This window comes from Micromonospora sp. NPDC049049 (genome assembly GCF_040649115.1).
Taxonomy (GTDB): Bacteria; Actinomycetota; Actinomycetes; order Mycobacteriales; family Micromonosporaceae; genus Micromonospora.
On record NZ_JBEZEX010000031.1, the window covers coordinates 47,029 to 68,396 of the forward strand.

19 protein-coding genes are annotated in these 21,368 nt (G+C 70.2%); 11 read left to right on the forward strand and 8 right to left on the reverse strand.

Features of this window, described 5'->3' with window-relative positions; translation table 11 throughout:
• Window positions 1-28: 28 nt before the first annotated feature.
• Genes AB0B68_RS26165 through AB0B68_RS26180 form a run of 4 tightly spaced genes read right to left on the reverse strand, consistent with a single transcriptional unit; the run spans window position 29 to window position 3,902 of the window.
• Window positions 29-634 (reverse strand): class I SAM-dependent methyltransferase, encoded by a 606-nt coding sequence (locus AB0B68_RS26165; RefSeq protein ID WP_357263330.1) that lies wholly within the window; start codon window positions 632-634, stop codon window positions 29-31.
• Window positions 635-688: 54 nt separating this feature from the next.
• Window positions 689-1,555 carry a carbohydrate ABC transporter permease gene (locus AB0B68_RS26170; protein ID WP_357204581.1) on the reverse strand — a complete coding sequence of 289 codons (867 nt, stop codon included), beginning with the start codon at window positions 1,553-1,555 and terminating at the stop codon, window positions 689-691.
• Window positions 1,555-2,511, reverse strand: coding sequence for a sugar ABC transporter permease (locus tag AB0B68_RS26175; protein WP_357263334.1), 957 nt, complete (start codon window positions 2,509-2,511; stop codon window positions 1,555-1,557). The genes AB0B68_RS26170 and AB0B68_RS26175 overlap by 1 nt, the downstream gene beginning before the upstream one ends.
• Window positions 2,508-3,902: an extracellular solute-binding protein gene (locus AB0B68_RS26180; protein ID WP_357263337.1), complete on the reverse strand. Its 1,395-nt coding sequence runs from the start codon at window positions 3,900-3,902 to the stop codon at window positions 2,508-2,510. The genes AB0B68_RS26175 and AB0B68_RS26180 overlap by 4 nt, the downstream gene beginning before the upstream one ends.
• Window positions 3,903-4,017: 115 nt before the next feature.
• Here AB0B68_RS26180 and AB0B68_RS26185 point away from each other — a divergent pair, with 115 nt between their 5' ends.
• The 6 genes from AB0B68_RS26185 to AB0B68_RS26210 all read left to right on the forward strand — a co-directional run bounded on the left by AB0B68_RS26185 (window position 4,018) and on the right by AB0B68_RS26210 (window position 13,089).
• Entirely contained in the window at window positions 4,018-5,058 is a 1,041-nt protein-coding gene (locus AB0B68_RS26185; protein WP_357263341.1) for a zinc-binding alcohol dehydrogenase, read from the forward strand.
• Window positions 5,055-5,876, forward strand: coding sequence for a sugar phosphate isomerase/epimerase family protein (locus AB0B68_RS26190; RefSeq protein WP_357231060.1), 822 nt, complete (start codon window positions 5,055-5,057; stop codon window positions 5,874-5,876). The genes AB0B68_RS26185 and AB0B68_RS26190 overlap by 4 nt, the downstream gene beginning before the upstream one ends.
• Window positions 5,877-5,992: 116 nt before the next feature.
• On the forward strand, window positions 5,993-7,279 hold the full coding sequence (locus AB0B68_RS26195) for a hypothetical protein (RefSeq protein ID WP_357204595.1): 1,287 nt from the start codon (window positions 5,993-5,995) through the stop codon (window positions 7,277-7,279).
• Between the two features lie 51 nt (window positions 7,280-7,330).
• Window positions 7,331-7,729: an NUDIX domain-containing protein gene (locus tag AB0B68_RS26200; RefSeq protein ID WP_350860946.1), complete on the forward strand. Its 399-nt coding sequence runs from the start codon at window positions 7,331-7,333 to the stop codon at window positions 7,727-7,729.
• A 53-nt stretch (window positions 7,730-7,782) separates the two neighbouring features.
• Entirely contained in the window at window positions 7,783-8,268 is a 486-nt protein-coding gene (locus tag AB0B68_RS26205; protein WP_357204591.1) for a DUF2267 domain-containing protein, read from the forward strand.
• A 360-nt stretch (window positions 8,269-8,628) separates the two neighbouring features.
• A complete protein-coding gene (locus AB0B68_RS26210; protein ID WP_357263344.1) occupies window positions 8,629-13,089 on the forward strand; it encodes a fibronectin type III domain-containing protein in 4,461 nt (1,486 codons plus the stop codon).
• A 47-nt stretch (window positions 13,090-13,136) separates the two neighbouring features.
• Here AB0B68_RS26210 and AB0B68_RS26215 read toward each other — a convergent pair whose 3' ends face one another.
• Window positions 13,137-14,477, reverse strand: coding sequence for a hypothetical protein (locus tag AB0B68_RS26215; RefSeq protein WP_357263348.1), 1,341 nt, complete (start codon window positions 14,475-14,477; stop codon window positions 13,137-13,139).
• A 49-nt stretch (window positions 14,478-14,526) separates the two neighbouring features.
• Window positions 14,527-15,042: an NUDIX domain-containing protein gene (locus AB0B68_RS26220; RefSeq protein WP_357263352.1), complete on the reverse strand. Its 516-nt coding sequence runs from the start codon at window positions 15,040-15,042 to the stop codon at window positions 14,527-14,529.
• Between the two features lie 64 nt (window positions 15,043-15,106).
• Between AB0B68_RS26220 and AB0B68_RS26225 the strand changes: the two genes are divergently transcribed.
• On the forward strand, window positions 15,107-15,598 hold the full coding sequence (locus tag AB0B68_RS26225; protein WP_357263355.1) for a type II toxin-antitoxin system PemK/MazF family toxin: 492 nt from the start codon (window positions 15,107-15,109) through the stop codon (window positions 15,596-15,598).
• An 87-nt stretch (window positions 15,599-15,685) separates the two neighbouring features.
• On the opposite strand, the gene AB0B68_RS26230 is transcribed toward AB0B68_RS26225, so the two are convergent.
• The gene (locus AB0B68_RS26230; RefSeq protein ID WP_355010001.1) at window positions 15,686-16,330 is read right to left on the reverse strand and encodes an NAD(P)H-dependent oxidoreductase; all 645 of its coding nucleotides are present in this window, start codon (window positions 16,328-16,330) and stop codon (window positions 15,686-15,688) included.
• A 222-nt stretch (window positions 16,331-16,552) separates the two neighbouring features.
• Between AB0B68_RS26230 and AB0B68_RS26235 the strand changes: the two genes are divergently transcribed.
• Both AB0B68_RS26235 and rox read left to right on the forward strand, forming a co-directional pair.
• On the forward strand, window positions 16,553-17,491 hold the full coding sequence (locus tag AB0B68_RS26235; protein WP_357207378.1) for a phosphotransferase: 939 nt from the start codon (window positions 16,553-16,555) through the stop codon (window positions 17,489-17,491).
• A 164-nt stretch (window positions 17,492-17,655) separates the two neighbouring features.
• Entirely contained in the window at window positions 17,656-19,083 is a 1,428-nt protein-coding gene (rox, locus tag AB0B68_RS26240) for a rifampin monooxygenase (RefSeq protein ID WP_357263357.1), read from the forward strand.
• Between the two features lie 4 nt (window positions 19,084-19,087).
• Here rox and AB0B68_RS26245 read toward each other — a convergent pair whose 3' ends face one another.
• Window positions 19,088-19,738 carry a GGDEF domain-containing protein gene (locus tag AB0B68_RS26245; protein ID WP_357207372.1) on the reverse strand — a complete coding sequence of 217 codons (651 nt, stop codon included), beginning with the start codon at window positions 19,736-19,738 and terminating at the stop codon, window positions 19,088-19,090.
• 264 nt (window positions 19,739-20,002) lie between these two features.
• Between AB0B68_RS26245 and AB0B68_RS26250 the strand changes: the two genes are divergently transcribed.
• Together AB0B68_RS26250 and AB0B68_RS26255 are read left to right on the forward strand one after the other, a co-directional pair.
• On the forward strand, window positions 20,003-20,242 hold the full coding sequence (locus AB0B68_RS26250) for a DUF397 domain-containing protein (protein ID WP_091406718.1): 240 nt from the start codon (window positions 20,003-20,005) through the stop codon (window positions 20,240-20,242).
• Window positions 20,243-20,384: 142 nt separating this feature from the next.
• Window positions 20,385-21,272, forward strand: a complete 888-nt coding sequence (locus AB0B68_RS26255; protein WP_357207369.1) for a helix-turn-helix transcriptional regulator — start codon at window positions 20,385-20,387, stop codon at window positions 21,270-21,272.
• Window positions 21,273-21,368: the final 96 nt, after the last annotated feature.

Genomic DNA, 21,368 nt, shown 5'->3' on the forward strand with positions numbered 1-21,368 from the left:
CCCGCCCGAAACCCGCCGCCACCGGCGCTCAGTCGGCTGGGCGGCGTAGGACGGTGACCGCGAACGGGGCGTCGTCGCGCCACGGGCGCAGGTCCCAGGTGGCGAAGCGCTGCTCCACGCGCAGCCCGGCGGCCACCGCGTCGGCGTCGAACGCGGTCAGCGGGTAGCCGCGCTCCGTGCCGAAGCCCACTGTCAGCACACCATCGGGTCGCAGGTGCTGGGCCACCCGGCGCAGCACCTGCGGTTCGGTGCCGACGGCGACGAAGGCGAGCACGTTGCCGGCCAGCACCGCCGCGTCGAACGGCTCGGCCTCACCCAGCGCCGGTAGATCCAGCTCGGCGAGGTCGGCGACGAGCCACGTCGGGCCGGGATAGTCGGCGCGGGCGGCCTCCACCAGCGCGGGGTCGGCGTCCACCCCGACCACCGTGTGGCCCCGCTCGGCCAGCGCGGCACCGACGCGGCCGGTGCCGCTGCCGGCGTCGAGAATGCGGGAGCCGGGGGCGACGAGGGCGTCCACCAGTCGGGCCTCGCCGGCCAGGTCCGCGCCCTCGGCCATGAGCTTGCGGAACCGGTCGATGTACCACTGTGAGTGCTCGGGACCGGTGTCGGTCGCCCAGCGGGTCGGGTTGGCCATGAGGCCACCGTATCCGGGCCGGCGGGGGCCGGGCGTGCGACCCGGACGAGACCATCATCCCTTCTCCGCGCCGCTGGTCAGGCCCTCGGTGAGCAGCCGTTCGCTGGCGAAGAAGAGGATCACGATGGGCAGGGTGAGCACGACCGACCCGGCCATCAACACCGTCTTGGGGACCTCCACCCCGTCGGCGAGCAGGGACAACCCGAGCGACACCGTCCACCTGTCGGGTTTGTCGACCAGGAACAGCAGGGCGAAGAGGAACTCGTTCCAGGCGATCATGAAGTCGTAGAGCGCGACCGCCATGATCGATGGCATCGCCAGGGGCAGGCTGACACGGCGGATGATGCCGAGCCGGCCGGCGCCGTCGATGGCGGCGGACTCCTCCAGGCTGACCGGGATGGTCTCGAAGTAGTTCTTCAGCATGTAGACCGACACCGGCAACGTCTGCGAGATGTAGACCAGCACCAGACCGAACAGCGAGCCGCGCAGCCCGGCCCGGGTGAAGACCACGAACAACGGGATCGCGATGACGATCGACGGAAACAGGTAGACCGCCAGGAAGAGGAAGTCCACCTGCCGCCGGCCGAAGAACCGCAGCCGGGCCACCGCGTACGCGCCGGGGATCGCCACCAGGAGAGTGAGCACGGTCGCCGCGACGGCGACCAGCCCGCTGTTGCGGATGAAGGTGAGGAAACCCTGGCCGCCGTCGTCGGTGGCCTTGAGCACCTCGGCGTACGTGGCCACGGTCAGCTCACCGAAGCCGACCACCAGCGCCCCGGGGTCGAGCAGCAGCCGCTCGATGGGGCGCACCGAGAGCACCAGCATGTAGTAGAAGGGGAAGGCCGTGATCACCAGGAACACGGCTATCACCAGGCGGCGCAGCCAACGCAGGCTCACCGTCTCGACCACGTCCCGGTCCATCAGCCCACCCTCCGTCCGAAGAAGCGCAGATAGATCAGCACGAACACGATGAGCACAACGGCCAGCACGACCGCCTGCGCGGCCGCGGCTCCGATGTCGGTACGGGCGGTCAGGAACTCGTACACCCGGACGCTGACCACCTCGGTGCCGGCCGCACCGCCGGTGAGCAGGTAGACGTCGTCGAACTTGTTGAACGTCATGATGAAGCGCAGCACGCCCAGCAGGGCGATCACCGGCAGCAGTTGCGGAAGCAGGATGTGCCGGAACCGTTGGGTGGGGGTGGCGCCGTCGACACGGGCGGCCTCCTCCAACTCGCCGGGCACCGCCTGGAGTCGGGCCAGCAGGAACAGGAACGCGAACGGGAAGTACCGCCACGCCTCGAAGACGATCACGGTGGCCAGCGCGGTCGACTCCTGGGTGAGGAACGGCACCGGGGCGTCCCAGCCGAGCAGGCGTTGACCCCACGCGTTGACGATGCCGAGCTGCGGGTCGAGCATCACCTGCCAGACGAACGTGACGGCGACCACCGGTGCCACGTACGGCAGCAGCATGGACGCCCGGACCAGGGTGCGGCCCCGGAACGGGCGGCGGACGACCAGTGCGGCCACCAGGCCGAGCAGTATCGACCCGACGGTGCCGCCGATGCTGTAGATCAGGGTGACCCACAGCGTCTCGGCGAAGCCGGGGGTGTGCAGCACCCGGTCGATGTTGTCCATGGTGAACTCGCCGAACAGGCCGGTCTTGCGCAGCGTGGCCAGCCGGACCCGCTGGAAGGCGAGCACCACTGTCCACACGATCGGAATGCCGATGACCGCGATGGTGACGAGCAGGGTCGGTGCGACCAGCGCGAGCCCGGCCCGGGATTCGCGGCGGCGCAGGGTCAGCGGTCGGCGCCCGGGTGGCGCCGGCTGCTCCCTGGTGGGGGAGCGGCCGGGGCCGGGCGCGGTGGTGGTCAATTGACGCCCGCCTTGATGGCGTCCACGTCCTTCGTGGCGCGCTTGGCGGTGGCCGCCGCGTCGGACTTGCCGGAGACGAGGTCGCCCAGCACCTTGGGCACCGGCAACTCGCCGAGCATGGCGCCGACGAGTTTGCCCTGCCCCTGGCTGAGGCCCCAGCGCCCGAAGGTGTCCGGGCTGCGGCGCAGCGTGGCCAGCACCTCGTCGCCGTACACGTCGGTGAGGGGCTTCTTCGCGTCCACGCCGGCCTGGCTGGTGTTCCAGGCGGTCAGGTACGCCTCCGGCTCGGCGGGGGTGCCCTTGCGCACCGGGAAGCGGCCCTCCGGCGACATGCCGAACCAGCGCGGGTAGCCGTCACCGAGCATGTACTCCACGAAGGACTTCGCCGGGTCGGTCACCGCGCCGTCGAGGACCGCCCACGAGCTGATCTCCCCGTACTGGGCTGGTTCGGTGCCGTTCGGGCCCTTGATCGCGGTGACGAACCCGCTGTTCTTCGCGAGGAACGCCGGGTCCGCCTGGCACTGCGGGCAGGTCGGCTTGGCGTCGTTGCGCAGCCCGGCCAGCTCGTCGAGGATGAACGGTGACCAGATCACCATCGCGGCCTTGCCCGCGAAGTAGGTGGCCCGGGTGGTGTCCACGTCCTGTGCGCCCTTCACCGAGCTGGTGCGGATCAGGTCACCGTAGAAGCGGAACGCCTCGACGCACTGGGGCGAATCCAGTGTCACCTTTCCCGAGTCGTCGGTGAGCTGGCAGCCGTTGGCCAACGCCAGGTGCTCGAAGGTCTGTTGGGTGAACACGTCACTGGGGGCGGTCGCCGCGGTGATGCCGGCGACGCCGCCGGTGTTCAGTCTTGCCGCGGCGGTGGTGATCCGCTCGTACGTGTCGGGGGCGGGCAGGCCGGCCGCGGCGAACAGGTCCTTGCGGTAGACGAGCAGCTGCCCCCAGCCGTCGCTGGGCACGGAGAGCTGTGTGCCGTCGTCGGAGGTGAGCTCCAGCGCTCGGGGGGAGAACGTCTGCCTGCCCAGCTTGTCGACGACCTCCGCGTTCGCCGAGGCGTGCAGCAGCTCGTTGCCGGCGAGCGTACGGATGCCGGCGAGCGAGACCGACCCGACCACGTCGGGCAGGTCGCCGGCGGCGGCGTTTGCGGCGATCAAGGAGGGGAACTGGTCCTCGTTGACGGTCACGAGATCGACCTGGATCCCGGTCTTGGCGGTGAAGTCGGCGATGATCGCCTTGGTGGCGGTGACCCGGTCGGCTACGTCCTCCAGGCTCCAGACGGTGATCTTCTTGCTGTTGCTGTCGGATGCGTCGTCGCCGCAGGCCAGCAGGGTGGACGCGGTCAGTGCCAGGATCACTGTGGTGGCGAGTATCCGCCTCGGAGGTGCTGACATCGGTGGCACTCCTCTCGAAGGGTACATGAAGGATCCAACACCTTCGATTGATCAATAGCAAGACATATGGCGATTTTTTGCTATCCTGGAGCCCAGTGCTACCGGGATGTGACACATGGGCAACTGGGTGGTCTCTCTCGCCGGGCCTCGACGCATCAGCCTTGAGCCCTGCCCGCCGGATCCGCTCGGCCCCGGCCAGGTCCGAGTCCGCACCTGCTACTCGGGCATCTCCGCCGGCACCGAGCTGACCCTTTACCGGGGCAGCAATCCCCGGCTCAGCAAGGACTGGGACGACGCCGCCCGGATGTTCGTCCCCCGACAGACCCCGGTTCCCTACCCGTTGATCGGCTTCGGCTACGAAGAGGTCGGCGAAGTCGTCGAGGTCGCGCCGGACGTCACCGACCGACACCCGGGGCAGCTCGTCTGGGGCATCTGGGGGCACCGGGCCGAGGCCGTGCTCGCCGCCGACGCGGTCCGCGTGCTCCCCGCCGGGCTGGATCCGCTCGCCGCGGTCTTCGCCCGCCCCGGCGCCATCGCGCTGACCGCCGTGCTCGCCGGTGACCTGCACCTCGGCGACTGGGTGGGCGTCTTCGGCCAGGGCGTCATCGGGCTGCTCGCCACCCGGCTCGCCGTGCTCTCCGGGGCCCGGGTGGTGGCCGTCGATCCGGTACCCGACCGGTTGGAGTACGCCGCCCGGTACGGTGCACACTCGACTGTGGACGCCACTGTCACCTCCGCCGCCGCCGTGCTGCGCCAGGCCACCGCCGGCCGGGGGGCCGACGTCTGCCTGGAGTTGTCCGGCGCGTACCCGGCGCTGCACGAGGCGATCCGCTCCACCACCCACGCCGGCCGGGTCGTGGCCGCCGGCTTCTACCAGGGCCAGGCCGACGCGCTCGGCCTCGGCGAGGAGTTCCACCACAACCGCATCCAGTTGGTGGCCGCCCAGGTCTCCGGGCCCACCCCCGCGCCGAGCATGGCCGGCCGGTGGACCGGAGACCGGGTCGCGCAGACCTTCATGGACCTGGTGGCCGACCGCAGCGTCGACCCGCTGCCGCTGGTCAGCCACATCGTCGACGCCAGCGCGGTCGCCGACGCCCTCGCGCTGCTCGATCGCGGCGCCGGTGACGTCCTCCAAGTCGTGCTGAGGTTCTCATGACCACCATCGCGCTGGCCTGTCAGGAACAACTCCTGCCGGGCACCAACCTGATCCAGAAGTACGCCCTCGCGGCCGCCCTCGGCTACCAGGGCATCGAGCTACGCGGCCGCGGCGACCTGGCGTTCGCCCGCCGGTTGCCCGAGCTGCGCCGGGCCCGCGCCGCCGGGGTGGTGATGCCCACCGTCTGCGTCGAGATGGACCACTTCATCGGCGACTTCGACCCCGCCCGGTCCGCCGATGCCGTCCGCAACCTGCGCTCCCAACTCACGGTGATCGCCGAGCTGGGTGGCGTCGGGGTGATGACCCCGGCCGCCTGGGGGATGTTCTCCCGACGACTCCCGCCGTTCGATCCGCCCCGCCGGCCTGACGGCGACCGGCAGGTGCTCCTCGACGCCCTCGGCGAGCTGGGCGAACACGCCCGGGCCGAGGGGGTCACCCTTTTCCTGGAACCCCTCAACCGGTACGAGGACCACATGGTCAACCGTCTCGACGAGGCGGTGGCGCTCTGCGCCGCGCTCGGGTTGCCGTCGGTCCGGGTGGTCGCCGACACCTTCCACATGAACATCGAGGAGGACGACGTGCACCGCGCCCTGCGCGCCGCCGCGCCGTACCTCGGGCACGTCCAGGTCAGCGACTCCAACCGGTACCAGCCCGGCGCCGGGCACCTGGACTGGCCGGCGCTGGTGCGCACCCTGCTGGAGCTGGACTACCGGGGCTGGCTGGCGCTGGAGTGCCGGCTCCGCGGCGACCCGGTCCGGGCCCTGCAACAGGCGGCCACGGTGCTGCGACACGCGCTGCCCCGGCGGGCTGCCGCGTGAGCGCCGACGCCGGGCCGACGAGCGTCGACGCGACCGCCGGTGTCGGCCTGCCCGCTGACACCGGGGCGACGCGCGCCGACGCGGCCGGCACGGGTGGCCCGGCCGACGCGGCCGGGCTGCGTCGGCTCGCGATCGACACGCTCGACGCGAACTGGGAGCACGACCACACGGTGCCCTCACGCACGCTCTACCCGCACCAGTGGAGCTGGGACTCCGCGTTCATCGCGATCGGGTTGGCCCAGGTCCGTCCCGACCGCGCCTGGCGGGAGCTGGCCAGCCTGTTCGGGGCGCAGTGGGCCGACGGACGGGTGCCACACATCGTGTTCAACCCGGCGCTGCCGGTCGGCGCGTACTTCCCGGGGCCGGAGATGTGGCGATCGGCCGACGTGCCGGGAGCACCGACGGTCGCCACCTCCGGCCTGGTCCAGCCGCCGGTGCACGCGCTCGCCGCGTTGTTGGCGTACCGGCGGACGCCCGACCCCACCGCCCTGGCCGCGCTGCGCGTGCTCTACCCCGCGCTGGTCGCCCAACAGCGCTACCTGGCCGACCGGCGGGACGTGGCCGGTGACGGACTGGTCTGCATCGTGCACCCGTGGGAGTCCGGGTTGGACAACAGCCCGGCGTGGGACGAGCCGATGGCCGCGGTGCCGGCCGAGGCGGCAGTCATGCGGGCGTACCGTCGGCACGACACCACGCACGCCGACGCCGCGCACCGCCCCACAGACCTCGACTACGCGCGTTACCTGGCGATCGTCGCCGCCTACCGCGACCACTGGTACTCCGACCGGGACCTGGCCGGCGGGCACCCGTTCCTGGTGGAGTGCCCGCTGTTCAACGCGGCGTTCGGGGCCGCCGAACACGCCCTCGCCGAGATCGCCGCGCTCGTCGGTGGCGACCCCGGGCCGCACCGGGCCCGCGCGGCCCGCATCACCGAAGCATTGGTACGCCGGCTGTACGACACGGACACCGGCACGTTCCAGCCCCGTGACCTGCGCACCAACCGTCTGCTGAGCGCCCGTACCGTGCTCGGGCTGACCCCGCTGATCCTGCCCGACCTGCCGACCCGGCATGTCGACGCGCTGGTCGTCGAGGCCCGGTCGGCGCGCTTCGGAGTGGCCCGTCGGATGGACCGGCCGCTGCCCACCCACGACCGCACCGCACCCGACTTCGAGCCGCTTCGTTACTGGCGTGGGCCGAGCTGGCTCAACATCGGCTGGCTGGTCCGGCGTGGGCTGCTCGGGCACGGGCGCCCGGAGTTGGCCGCCGGGCTGCGCGGCTCGATGATCGGTCTGGTCGCCAGGGCCGGCTGCCACGAGTACTTCCACCCGGATACCGGTGCCGGGCTGGGCTCACCGGCGTTCAGTTGGAGCGCCGCGCTGCTGCTCGACCTGCTCGCCGACTGAGCGCGGTGCCGGGTGGTAGCGTCCCCGATCCCGGCGGCAGCAAGGAGCATCGTGCGCGAGATCGACAAGGTGGCCTGGATCCTCGTCGAGGACGGTCGGGTGCTCAGCACCCGGTCGGTGGGCAAGGACGTCTGGTACCTGCCAGGCGGAAAGCGCGAGCCGGGCGAAACCGACCTGGAGACCCTGCGACGGGAGATCGACGAGGAGTTGAGCGTCGAGGTCGACGTGCCAGGTGCCGTGCACCTGGGCACCTTCACCGCTCAGGCGCACGGCCACACGACCGGCATCACAGTGCGGATGACCTGCTATCGGGCGGGCTATCGGGGGCAGTTGCGGCCGGCCAGCGAGATCGCCGAGATGGCCTGGCTCGGGTACGCGGACCGACACCGCACCTCACCGGTCGACCAGATCATCTTCGACCACCTGCTGGCCGAGGGTCTGCTGGCCTAGCGGCCCGCTCCCGGCGCTGTTTGCTCCCGTCGGGCGCGGGTAACCGCCCCGGCGTGACCGACAGCACGGGCGGCGACGGGTTTCCGCACTTCATCGACGCCGTGTCCCGGCGCTCAGGCCTACCGACCGGGCAGGCTGCCGCTCTCGCCCGCGCCGTGCTCACCACGATGGCGGAACGCGTCACCAGTGCCGCGCCCGATCCCGCCGGGCACCTGCCCGACCAGGTCGACGGCTACCTGTACGACTTCGCACCGGATGCCCACCCGACCGACTCGGCCCCGGCCGTCACGACCGGCGGTGATGGGCTCGACACCGGTGTGGGCCTCGACGTCGGCGGGCCGGACGCGCCGCCACCCATGGACGCCGGTCCGGTGGACTTCCTGCGCCGGGTGAGCCAGCGTGCCGGAGTGGACGCGGCCACGGCACGGCTGGGCACGGGCGCCGTCTTCGCGACCCTGCGCGAGGCGGTGACCGTACGGGAGTTCCACGAGATGGTGGCCCGACTGCCCCGCGACGGAAACCCGCCCGATCCGGCGTGACCGACGGCGGTCCGTGACCTCCCGCAAACCCTCGTCAGCACCGCGTGGCCGGCGTTGCTCTGTCGCGGCATCTGGACGCTCCCACCCGTGACCGGCAGGAAGCCGGGCCGACCCGGCTCGCGGGTCCCCACGGCATCTCCTGCTTGATCGATTCCGGGCCGCCGATGTCGGGGTATCGGGGCGTGCGTAATCCGCCACCTCGCCGACCTGGCGTCGACCTGGGAAATAATAGCAACTTTTCGGGCAATCGTGATCAATAAATAATGCGGGGTCGCTGGAGGTGTCAAGACCTGCTAACTTCAGCGCCACCTCGATCTCCTTCCGCAGGGGACGACGCCTCACTCAACAAAGGAGGTTGCGTTGTCCCTGCTCCAACAAGGACTTCGACGCACCGTCAATGGCGCGATTGCCCTGTCCCTGGCGGTCGGCACATTAATTGCCATACCCACGCGTGCGGAAGCAGTGGCTTCTCTACCCACAGGGGGTATGTCGGCCGCAGCGCTGAACGCCATGTTCACCCAGTACGGAAATGCTGGGGGGCACTGGACCGGCGGTGACCGGACATTTTCGGTCCTCCTGCCGGACGGCAGACTGGCATGGCTCTTCTCGGACACATTCCTCGGCTCGGTAAATGCTGACGGGTCACGCCCGGTCAATTCTCCGATGGTGCACAACACGCTCGTGGTGCAGGAGGGATCCGCGCTCACCACTACCCTGCACGGCGGGACGTCGAGCGCTCCCAAGTCTCTCATGTGCGACGACAGCGTCGGCCTCGGTTGCTGGGTCGCGGGTGCGGTTGTCACCGGCAACAACCTCGAAGTTCTCGTCAACAGGTACGAGGCCACCGGCCCCGGGAACCTGGACGTCGCGCCGACTGGAAACGCGCTCGTCACGCTGAGCCTTCCGGCGCTCACGGTCACCCAGGTGCGAGAGCTGCCATACAGCCCCCGGATCACCTGGGGGCAGACGTTGGTGAACGACAACGGATACACCTACGTGTACGGATCGGAACACACGGCGGATTTCAAGTTTGCTCACACAGCGCGGGTCCCGATCGGGGGATTGGCCGGGCAATGGCAGTTCTGGAATGGTTCTGCCTGGTCCACGGACGAAAACTCCTCGGCGCGAATCGTCAGTGGAGTCGGCACGGCGTTCACGGTCAGCAAGCTGGACGGGCGTTACGTCATGACGACGGTGGACACCCACCTGGTCTTCAACAACGTGATCGTCGCCTACTTCGCGGACTCGCCTACCGGGCCCTTCAGTGGGCCGACAGAGTTGGCGCGGGCGCCGGAGGCGGGAAATACACCTCCCACCATCGTCTACGACACGTCGATACACCAGGCTCTGGCGCGACCCGGCAAGCTGCTTCTGTCGTATAACGTCAACGCCCTCAACACGGAAGATTCCATCGCCGACGTCTCCATCTACCGGCCGCGATTCATCGAGATCGACTGGCCCCGAGCGGTCCCAGACCCGACGCGGCTACCGGCGGCGCCCACCAACCTCACCGCGACCGCGGACGCGGTGGGGGGCGTCCACCTCGCCTGGCAGGGGCCGACCGGCCAAGGGCTCAAGTACTGGATCTACCAGCGGGACACGACCGTCGGACAGATCCAGTGGGTCCGACTTCCTGCCTCGACAGGTGCGACCAGCATCGACCTCACCCTGCTGCGAGACAGTCATCTCTACGAGTACAAGATCACCGCCGAGAACGAGGTTGGCGAAGGGCAGGCCTCGAACACGGCGTCGGCGACGGTTCGCGTGGAGCCCCCTCCCGCGCCCACCGGCCTGGTCGCCACCGCGAAGACATCGGGCGACATCGTGCTGAACTGGCAGCCGGCCGAGCGGGCCTGGTACTACCAGGTCGAACGCCTGGACATCACCGCGGGTAAGACCGAGTGGCTGCCACTCGCGCACCCTGACGGATCCGCCACCACTCTCACTGTCAGCCTGCTCGACCACCAAGCCGAATACGAGTTCCGCGTACGATCCGTCGGCGGTGGCGGGGAGGGACCGTGGTCGTCGACGGCTCGGGCCACAGCCAGCTACGCGGTGCCGGCAGCGCCCACCGGCCTTGTGGCGACAGCACGACCGAACGGGGACGTGGCACTGTCCTGGACCGCGCCGCCGGGCAGGGTGTGGCATCGGGTCTACCAACGGGACATCACCGCGGGGGAGACCACCTTCACGGCCTGGCCGTTGCCGGTCGTGGACATGACCACCGCGACAGCCACCTACCTGCTGCACGGTCACGAGTACGAATTCAAGGTGGCCGCCACCAACCAGGGCGGGGAGTCGGCCCATTCCAACGCCGCCCGCGCGACCGCCACGTTCCCCCTACCCGGTGCGCCGACGGCCCTGACGGCCACCCGCGGTGACGGTCAGGCGACTCTCAGCTGGCAGGCTCCCGGCCCGAACGTGTGGTACCGCATCTACCAACGCGACGTGACCGCTGGCGAGACGGCTTTCACGCCGTGGCCGTACCCGGTGACCGAGGGCACCACCGCGAAGGCGCTCTATCTCGCCAATGGACACCAGTACGAGTTCAAGATCTCCGCGACGAACGGCGCCGGCGAGGGACCGGCGAGCAACGTCGCGGCGGTGACTCCCGCGCCGGCACTGCCGGCCGCGCCAGCGAGCCTGTCCGCCGTGGCGAAGTCCGACGGGACCATTCAACTCTCCTGGCAGGCGGTCAGCACCAACGTGTGGTACCGCGTCTACCAACGCGACGTGACGGCGGGCGAGTCCGCGTTCAAGGCGTGGCCCTACCCGGTCACGGAGGGCACCGCGGCCACCGCCCAGTACCTGACCCACGGGCATCGCTACGAGTTCAAGGTCGCGGCCACGAACGCGGCCGGCGAGGGACCGAGCAGTACGGCCGCGAGCGCGACCTCGTCGTACGCCCTCCCGGGCGCTCCGACCAACCTCCGTGCCGCCGCGATGGGCGAAGGAAAGATCGAACTGAACTGGGACACCCCCGTGGCCGGCGCGTACTCCGCCATCTACTGGCGAGACGTCACCGCAGGTCAGAGCACCTTCACCCGGCTCGAATACCTCAGCAGCGAGACCTCGATCACGATGGAGTATCTCCTCCACGGGCATGTCTACGAGTACCGGGTCGCCGCGATGAACGTTGCCGGCGAGGGGTCGAAGTCGTCGTCGGTCCAGGCCACCGCCTACTACAGTCTGCCGTCGCCGCCGTCGAACCTCTCGGCCCAGGCGGGCGATGGCAAGGTCACCCTGTCCTGGTCCCGGTCCGCGACCCCCAACGCCCAATACTTCGTCTACTTCCGGGACACCACCGCTGGGCAGTCGTGGCAGCGAACCCCGTTGCCGATCGACGGCAACTCGATCACGATGCAGTTCCTGGAGAACGGGCACTGGTACGACTTCAGGGTGACGGCGTCGAATGCGGGCGGACAGAGCCCGGCGTCCAACACCGTCTCGGCCAAGCCCTTACCCCCGCTTCCCGGCCCTCCCTCGAATCTGACTGCGAGGGCTGGTGACGGCGAGGCCACCCTCAGTTGGAGTGCGAGCACATTCCCCAACGCCTACTACCTGATCGAGTACCGGGACGTCACCGCGGGTCAGAGTTGGCGACGGGCCGAGTATCCGGTCCCGGGTGGGACCAGCATCACCATGGGTTACCTGAGCAACGGGCATGTCTACGAATACCGTGTCCGCGCCAGCAACGTCGCTGGCGAGAGCAGCCCGTCCAATGTGGTGAGCGTACGACCGATGCCGCCCATACCGCAGGCGCCCTCTGGCCTCAAGGTGACGTCGGTCGGCTGCGGGAGCGTCACGCTGAGCTGGACGCCGAGTGCCACGAAGAACGTCTATCACTGGATCGAGTACCGTGACGCGACGTCCGGCCAGAACTGGACGCGCGGGATTTATCCCATCGTCGGCTTGTCCACCATCAAGATGGACATTCTCATCAACACGCACACCTACCAGTTCCGGATACTGGCCGACAACATCAGCGGGGAGAGCCCACTCAGCAACACCGTCAGCGCCAAGCCAGTGGCTCCGACGCCAGGGCCGGCGCGGTCGTTCTATGCCACCCCTGGCGATGCCCGGGTGGATCTGAAGTGGTCACGATCCGTCACGACCGATTGCGGCGTGCCTTACTATCAGGTCCAACTCCGTAACAAGTGGGAGCGGCGCGACTGGACGGCCGTCTACAACACCACGGACACAGCATTTACCTGGTACACCGACAACAGTCGTGACGTCTACGAGTTCAGAGTGGTCGCCATCAACGAGTCCGCTTCGTCGTACAGCCCGGTGGCCAGCGAGGTGCCGTTCTGGGTCCCGTCGGCCTCGACGGTGGTCCGCTCCGAGAACACCTGGAACCTGAGCAACGCCGCCGGGTTGGGGTGGGCGACGAGACATGGCTCGTCCTGCTTCAAGGATCTGTGGCAGAAGGTCTGTTTTGGCGAGACGCCGCCGCTAGACGACCAGCCGCAGACGACAGGCGACTATTTCTTCTTCAAGGGTCGCGACAAGTTCAAAGAGAAGCTTCGATACGAAGCCAGGAGTCGCGTGTGTCTCCAGGACAAGTACGGTCGCGCGATCGCCGAGAGCAGTGGACCGGACCTCATGCGACACGAGGCGTTCCACGCTCAGCAGTGGACCACCTACAAGATCGGAGCGCCCGCCTTCTTCCTCAAGGACTACGGCGCGGCGGTAGCGTATTCCAAACTGCGCTACCACAATTCGTGGGAGGGTAACTACTTCGAGATAACCGCCAATTTGCGCAACGGCGGATACGGGGGTCCCTACGACGATAGTTGCGACTTCGACCCCAACAACTAAGTGACCGGGCGCTGACGGGTGTCGGCCGGCTGGACTGCCGGCACCCGTCAGCGCTCTGTGTCGATCCCGTCCACGTCGGCCGGCTCGGTGACCCAGGCCGAGAAGACTGGCACCCCGTGCCACGGGCCGGTGACGCCGTCGGCCCGGGTGTCGGTGGCGACGGCCACCACCGCGTACGGGTGGCCGAAGCGCAGCTCGGCGGTGCGGGCGACCCCCTCCGGGGGCAGGCTGACCGTGCCGAACATCCCGGTCACCGCCGCTGCCTCGAACCCGTACCGGCCGTACCGGGCCATCGCCACCTGACCCGCCTCGAATCCCTGGACCGGTTGGTCGAGTGCCCGGGCCAGCGTCGCGGCCGCGGCCTCGAAGCCCAGCGTCTCGGCGGTCAGATCGTGCTCGCTCCGCGCCGACCAGCAGGGGAGCACCGCCTGGTGCCGCTCCTCGCGGCCGTCGCGGGCGTGGGTCCGTACCCGCTCCTCGCGCAGCGTCCAGAGGGGCGTCTCGCCGAGCGGCAGGTCGAACAGTGAGCGCCGACCCGCCGGTTGCGCGCCGTCGGCAGCGCCAACGCTGAGCCGGTACGCGGCGGCGAGCACATCGGCCGCCGGGACGTGCGGCGCGGCGGCCACCGAGAGGACCACCAGCCCCGCGCCCTCGCTCGGCTGGGCGCTGGCGGCGTGCACGATCACGTCACCGGCCCGCTCGGTCGCGACGATGGCGCCCCGGTGCCCGTGGCTCGGGCTGCGCAGCACCTGCCGCAGGTCGCCCCTCCACGCGCTGTCGGGACCGAGCGCGTGGGCGTCGGTGACGTCGAACGGCTCGGCCCAGGAGATCCGGGTGGCCAGCGCGCTGGCCAGCGCGAACACCACGTCCTGGCTGACCTTCAGGGGGAACGTCTCGATCAGGCCGTCCGTGTGCTCGCGCGCCCACGCGTCCAAACCGGCCTGGTCGGGGAGGATGTCGACCTCGGTCGCTGTGGGGAGCGTGGCCCGCCACCCGGCCGATTCGTCGACCGGCCGACGGCTGCGGAGCCACAGCGCGGTGGCGGCTGCGACCAGCGGATGCGGTGCGTCCAACAGGACGCGCGCCACGTCGGCCGCGCTGGTCAGGTCGGTGCCCAGCGCCGCCGCCAGCCCCTCGCCCGCCGCGTCCGGGCGGGCCGCCGTCGCCGACCCGGCCGCTGTTTCTGACCCGGCCGCCGTCTCCGACCCGCTCGCCGGGTCGGCGTCGGCCCGGAGCGAGCCGGCCGCCTGGCCGGCTTCGGTCGTGGCGGCGCTGAGTGCCAGCAGCAGCCAGGCGCCGAGCGGGGAGGCGACGTGGTGCCGATCGCCGATGGTGGCGTGCAGCCTTTCGGCGTACGCGGACAGCGGGCCGTGCAGGTCGGTCGTCATGCCTCCACTCTGCCCGGCGCAACCCGGTACGGCATCCGCACCGGCCCGGTCACGACCACAGCTCGAACGGCTCGTCGATCCGCTCGCCGGCCAGGAAGGGCGTGATCAGTCGGGGCAGCTGACCCGGGTAGAAGCGTTCCCCGCTGGCCACCACGTCGGCCAGCGGCCACCAGCGGAAGCCGAAGTAGTCCTCCCGCTCGTAGTCGAGCCGGTCCGTCTCGTCCACGTCCGGGCCGGGACCGGCCAGTCGTACGGCGACGATCACCTCGTCCTGAACGTGCCGCAGCTGGCGGTGCAGGAAGCTGGCCCGTCGCCGCCAGGTCGGCGCGCCCACCTGGTCGGCGGTGACGATGATGCCGGTCTCCTCGCGCAGCTCCCGCACGGCGGTCTCGCGGTGCGTCTCGCCCGGCTCCATGCCGCCGCCGGGCAGCTCCCACCAGGTGCCCAGCCGGGGGTGCTCCGGGTCGCGGGTGTGGAACAGCAACACCCGGTCGGAGTCGTCGGTGACGACCACACGCACCGCGCGCCGCTCGAGGATCGGCAGGTCGTCGGGCAACTCGTCCATCGGTCCAGTCTGCCGCAGCGCTCCGGCTCGGGAAGTCCGCAGGGGGGCCGGTAGGCTGCCCGCCGTGGCTGGTCTGTTGAGGAACGTGGCGCAACGCATCTCCCGGGTGGGCTCGGTCATTCCGTCGCCCCGGCGCACCGGGCCCTCCCCGGCGCGGGTGGCCCGCCCCCGCCAGGTGAACGCGTTGCAGCGGCGCGAGCTGAGCTACGCGCCGGAGGTCGACGGCCAGGCCGACCCGGGTGAGATCGTGTGGACCTGGGTGCCGTACGAGGACGACCCCCGCCAGGGCAAGGACCGTCCCGTGCTGGTGGTCGGGCGACACAGCCGGACGCTGTTCGGGCTGATGCTGTCCAGTCAGAGCGAGCGCGACGGGCAGCGGCAGTGGTTCGCGCTCGGGCCGGGTGAGTGGGACCGCGACAACCGGCCGAGCTGGGTCCGGCTGGACCGGGTGCTCACCATGCGCGAGGACAGCATCCGCCGGGAGGGCGCCGTGTTGGACCGGCCCCGGTTCGACCGCGTCGGGCAGGCGTTGCGCGCCGGTTACGGCTGGCGCTGACCGCGCCGGGTGCGGATCGGCGGCGGGCCGTGCGCGGAGCTGCCCAACAGTAGGCGGCCCGGGCGGTGACGCCCCTGGCGGTGAGGTCTATTCGCGGCTCGGACCGACCGCGGCGCCCTTCGCGTCCGGCGGCGGGTACGGCTGATCGGCGAGCAGCCGGGCCAGGTGGGCGCTGTTGAGCGCGAGGGCCTTGGTGGTGCGGCCGGTGGTGTCCGGCTTGGGGCCGGCGTCGCGGTAGTCCACCGTGTGCAGCGCCTCGCCGACCCAGTAGGTCGCGCCGGCGGCGGCGACGGTGAAGCCCACCTCGTTGAGCGCCCCCTGCACCTCGGCGATGCTGTGGTGCGCGCCGTCCTCGTTGCCGACGACCGCGACACCGGCCACCTTGCCGTAGGTGAGCAGCCGTCCCTCGTCGTCGGTCTCGGACAGCTCGGCGTCGAGGCGTTCGAGGACCATCTTGGTGACGCTCGCGGGCTGGCCGAGCCAGATCGGGGTGGCGATGATGAGGATCTGGGCGGCGAGCAGCTTGGCGCGGATGGCGGGCCAACCGTCGCCGTGGCCCTCGTCGGTCGACACCCCGAAGCGCACGTCGTGGTCGACCACCCGGACGATCTCGCCGTCCACGCCCTGACGGGCCAGTTCGGCCAACACCTCCCGGCCCAGTTGCTCGGAGCTGGAGGGGGCAGGCGACGGCTTGAGGGTGCAGTTGAGTACCAGCGCACGAATACTCGGCACGAGGGGTTTCCTTCCGTCGGTCGGCTGGGCCACCCCTCCGCGTACCCGAATCATCTCCGCCCACGCCCCTCACCAGGCACACGTGATCAAGAGGTTTGCGTCAGAATCCGGGCCGACAGTGACGCGAACTTCTTGATCACCGCCAGCAGGCGGGGTGGGGTGGGTGGGTGGGTGGACGTGGTGGGGTGGGTTTGGGGGGAGTTTGGGCTTTGGCTGTCCACCGTGGACGAGGTTTCGCACGGGGCTGATCCGCGGGCTCGGCTCTGGCGGGGTGAGACGGGCGACGGCGAGCGGTATGCCGTCAAGGTCAGCGGTGGCGGTACGCCGGCCGGCCTGATCGTGACCGCGCACCTGGCCGAGCGAGGCGTGCCAGGTGTCGCGGCGCAGGTCCGCACCTGCGACGGACGCCTGTACGCCGAGCGTGACGGGCACCGCCTGTCCGTGGTCCCGTGGGTGTCCGACCTGCGGGCGCTGGACGGCCCGATGAGCGAGGCGCACTGGCGTGCCTACGGCGAACTGCTGGCCGCCGTGCACGCGGTGCCGGTGACCGACGAGTTGAAACGGCTGCTGCCAGGCGGCGGTGACGCGTACCCCTCGATCGTGGCCGCGACCCGGGACGTGGCCGGACGGCTCCGCGACCAGGCCGACTCCGGTGATCCGCTGGTTGCCGAACTGGCCGCCGTCTGGGCGGCGAACGCCGACCGGGTGTCCACGCTGCTCCGTGGGGTCGAGCGACTCGCCGTCGACCGGTCGGGGCCGGCGGTGGTCTGCCACGGCGACCCGCACCTGGGCAACCTCCTGCTCGGCCCGGACGGCCAGGTCTGGTTGATCGACTGGGACGACGCGGTGCTCGCCCCACCCGAGTGCGACCTCATGTTCGTCCTCGGCGGGGTGCTCGCCTTCGCGCCGATCACTGCCGAGCAGCAACAGGCGGTGCTCGCCGGCTACGGCAGGACCGACATCGACCCGCTGCGCCTGGCCTGGTTTCTCGCGGTCCGCGCTCTCGACGACCTCAGCGACTGGACCCGCCAGGCGTTGGACCTCGACGTCGAGCCGGCCGACCGGGACCGGGCCGCTCGGATCGTGCGGGGGCTGGTGTCACCGGTGGGTCTGGTCACCCTCGCCGACGCGGCAGTGCGCGACCTCGACCGGCGGCTCTGAGCGGCGACCACGTCGCCGTCTACGCCGGATAAAAAGAAAGGCAAAGAGCGAATGCGCTCTCTGCCACCTCCAACATATATCGCACCGGGGGCCTTGCGGCAAGACCCGGGTGATGCCGCAGAATCTCCAGCCGACGCCCAAACCTGGGAAAATCGGGAGATTACATGATCGATGTCATCATTGCCGGCGGCGGGCCGACCGGCTTGATGTTGGCCACCGAGTTACGGCTGCACGGGCTGCACGCGCTCGTGCTCGAGAAGGAGACCGAGCCGACCAGCTACGTCCGCGCGCTCGGCCTGCACGCGCGAAGCATCGAGGTGCTGGACCAGCGAGGTCTGCTGGAGCGGTTCCTCGCGCTCGGAACGCAGTACCCGGTCGGGGGCTTCTTCGCCGCGATCCCCAAGCCGTCGCCGGGCGGGCTGGACACCGCACACGCGTACGTCCTCGGCATTCCGCAGACCATCACCGACCGTCTCCTGGGCGAGCACGCCAGCGAGGTCGGCGTCGAGATCCGGCGCGGCAGCGAACTCGTCGGGCTCAGCCAGGACGACAACGGGGTGACCGTGCGGCTGGCCGACGGCACGCAGTTGCGTTCCCACTACCTCGTCGGCTGCGACGGCGGTCGCAGCACCGTCCGCGGGCTGCTCGGCGTCGGCTTTCCCGGCGAGCCCAGCAGCGTCGAGACGTTGCTGGGGGAGATGGAGGTGGGCGTGCCACCGGAGAAGGTGGCCGACGTGGTGGCCGAGGTCCGCAAGACCCATCTCCGATTCGGTCTCGGGCCCCTCGGAGACGGGGTGTACCGCGTCCTCGTCCCGGCCGAAGGGGTGGTCGAGGACCGCACTGTCCCACCGACCATCGAGGACTTCAAACACCAACTGCGGGTGTACGCGGGCACCGACTTCGGTGTCCACTCACCGCGCTGGCTCTCCCGCTTCGGTGACGCCACCCGGCTCGCCGAGCGTTATCGGGTCGGCCGGGTGCTGTTGGCCGGCGACGCGGCGCACATCCACCCGCCGACCGGTGGGCAGGGGCTCAACCTCGGCATCCAGGACGCGTTCAACCTCGGGTGGAAACTGGCCGCCGAGCTCAACGGCTGGGCGCCGGAGGGGCTGCTGGACAGCTACCACAGCGAACGGCATCCGGTGGCCGCGGACGTGCTGAACAACACCCGGGCGCAGATGGTGCTGCTCTCACCCGAGCCGGGGCCGCGGTCGGTGCGCCAACTGTTGTCGGAGCTGTTGGACTTCGAGGACGTCAACCGGTACCTGATCGAGAAGATCACCGCGATCGGGGTCCGCTACGACCTCGGCGCGGGGCACGAACTGCTCGGGCGTCACATGCGTGACGTACGGCTGAGGCGGGGGCGCCTCTACGAGCTGATGCGCGGCGGCCGGGGCCTGCTGCTCGACCAGACCGGCCAGCTCTCGGTCGCCGGTTGGGCGGAGCGGGTCGACCATGTCGTCGACGTCAGCGATGAGGTGGAGGTGCCCGCCGTGCTGTTACGGCCCGACGGTCACGTGGCGTGGGTGGGCGACGATCAGACCGACCTGCTCAGCCATCTGCCCAGGTGGTTCGGCGCGCCCGTCAGCTGAACGGTCAGCGCTCGCCGAGGAACGCGCTGTCGACCAGTTGGCGGGGCGATCGGGCGCCACCGAGGCTCTTCGCCTGGTACATGGCCGCGTCGGCGCGGCTGAGCGCGTCGGTGAGCTGAGCCGGACCGGTCACCGGGGCGAGCCCGACGGACGCGGTGACCCGGACGCTGCACCCGCTCAGCCGGATCGGCGCGGCGACGGTCTCGCTGAGCCGGCGGGTCGAGTGCTCGATCCAGCGCCGGTCGACGGTGGGGCTGGAGAGCAACCCGGCGAACTCGTCGCCGCCGAGGCGCGCCACGAGATTGTCCCCGGCGAAGCCGGCCAGCCGTTCGGCGACGCTGATCAGCACCTGGTCGCCGGCGGCGTGCCCGTACCGGTCGTTGATCTGCTTGAAGTCGTCCAGATCGAGCACCACGGCGATCAGCGGCTGGCCGGCGGCGTCGGTGAGCAGTGCGGCTGCCAGACGGTAGAAAGCGCGGCGATTGGGCAGCCCGGTCAGCGGGTCGTGACTGGCGGCGTGCCGTTCGGCGGCCAGTTCTGCCTGGAGGTGACCGATCTCGGCCTCGGCGCGCACCGCCCGTCGGCGTAGTTGCCAGGAGGAGAGCAGCGCGCCCGCCGCGCAGACGCCGGAGGCGATACTCATCGGATCCGGCACGAACCCTCCCATCGCCGCGACCGCCTCCAGCCTTCGGTTGACGCGGTACACCGCGTCGGGCCCAGTTTTGCCTGATCGTTGCCCGTCTGGGGGTAACACAAAGTGAACGGATGGGCACCGATCATGTGCGTTATCATGCTCGCCGTCCGGTGCAGATGCAATAGCAGATGCACGTGCAGAACCGTCCAATGTCGATACCGCACCCCCTCGCCGTCACCGCTCCTCCCACGGCCACCGGCGGGCTCGTAACAGAAAGACGCCCCCATGCAGCAGCCACCCAATGGCGTACCGATCCACCAGTTGCCTCCGCTGAGCTGGCAGAAGAGTCGCCGCAGCAACCCCAGCGGCAACTGCGTCGAACTGGCCGAACTGCCCGAGGGAGCGGGCATCGCGGTCCGCAACTCACGACACCCGGAAGGGCCGGCGCTCATCTACACGGTGGATGAGATCGCCGCCTTCGTTCTCGGTGCGCGGGACGGAGATTTCGACCACCTGATCAACTGACCGTCCCGGGGCGGGTCGTCCCGGCGACGAGACTGATTCACCGGCGCGGAGGAGTTCACCTCACTGTCGGTCCATGGCATGCTTACACGTCGGCCGGGCCGGGGCGCCCGGCCGTCGTGGGTCGGTGTCCGGAGGTCCGCACGTGACGATGGTTCCCGCCGAGGGTGGCCCGACAACCGGGCCGACCGTGCTGCGCATGCTGCTCGGCGCCCAACTGCGCCGTCTCCGGGAGTCCAGCGGGGTGACCCGGGAGGGCGCCGGCTGGGAGATCCGCTCCTCCGAATCCAAGATCAGTCGGATGGAGCTCGGCCGGGTCGGCTTCAAGGAGCGCGACGTCGCCGACCTGTTGACCCTCTACGGCGTCACCGAGGACCACGAGCGTGACGCGCTGCTCAAGCTCGCGCGGGACGCGAACAGCCCCGGCTGGTGGCACCGCTACGGCGACGTGTTGCCGTCCTGGTTCCAGTCGTACCTCGGCCTGGAGGCCGCCGCCGCGCTGATCCGCAGCTACGAGGTGCAGTTCGTGCCCGGCCTCCTGCAGACCCGGGAGTACGCCCGGGCGGTTGTGCTGCTCGGGCACGGCACTGCCGGTCCGGGCGAGATCGACAGGCGTGTCGCGCTGCGGATGCAGCGTCAGCAGTTGCTCCAGCGGCAGAACCCGCCGCAGCTCTGGGCCGTGGTGGACGAGGCGGCCCTGCGCCGGCCCATCGGCGGCGCGGAGGTCATGCGCGGCCAGCTCACCGCGCTCATCGAGGCGACCAAGTCGCCCCACATCCGGTTGCAGGTCATCCCGTTCGCCGCCGGTGGCCACGCCGCCGCCGGGGGTGCCTTCACCATCCTGCGCTTCGGCGACCAGGAGCTTCCGGACATCGTCTACATCGAACAGCTCACCAGCGCCATCTACCTGGACAAGCGCGACGATCTGGATTACTACGCGGTGGCCATGGAGCGGCTCTGCGTCGAGGCCGAGCCGCCCGAGCGTACGGCGGAGATCCTCGGCGGCCTGCTGAACGACCTCTACGCGGCCTGACCTTCGGCCGCGCTCCCACTCTCCGTTCACGTATTGACCGACGCCGACCGGTCGGGCTAGTCTCTGTATCGATACAGACTGGATCGATACAGAGAG

Excerpts from the sequence above, each read along its gene's own strand:
- AB0B68_RS26180 (WP_357263337.1), bottom strand. The coding sequence starts at position 3,902 with ATGTCAGCACCTCCGAGGCGGATACTCGCCACCACAGTGATCCTGGCA.
- rox (WP_357263357.1), top strand. The coding sequence starts at position 17,656 with ATGATCGATGTCATCATTGCCGGCGGCGGGCCGACCGGCTTGATGTTG.
- AB0B68_RS26250 (WP_091406718.1), top strand. The coding sequence starts at position 20,003 with ATGCAGCAGCCACCCAATGGCGTACCGATCCACCAGTTGCCTCCGCTG.
- AB0B68_RS26220 (WP_357263352.1), bottom strand. The coding sequence starts at position 15,042 with ATGGACGAGTTGCCCGACGACCTGCCGATCCTCGAGCGGCGCGCGGTG.
- AB0B68_RS26190 (WP_357231060.1), top strand. The coding sequence starts at position 5,055 with ATGACCACCATCGCGCTGGCCTGTCAGGAACAACTCCTGCCGGGCACC.
- AB0B68_RS26215 (WP_357263348.1), bottom strand. The coding sequence starts at position 14,477 with ATGACGACCGACCTGCACGGCCCGCTGTCCGCGTACGCCGAAAGGCTG.
- AB0B68_RS26185 (WP_357263341.1), top strand. The coding sequence starts at position 4,018 with ATGGGCAACTGGGTGGTCTCTCTCGCCGGGCCTCGACGCATCAGCCTT.
- AB0B68_RS26165 (WP_357263330.1), bottom strand. The coding sequence starts at position 634 with ATGGCCAACCCGACCCGCTGGGCGACCGACACCGGTCCCGAGCACTCA.
- AB0B68_RS26170 (WP_357204581.1), bottom strand. The coding sequence starts at position 1,555 with ATGGACCGGGACGTGGTCGAGACGGTGAGCCTGCGTTGGCTGCGCCGC.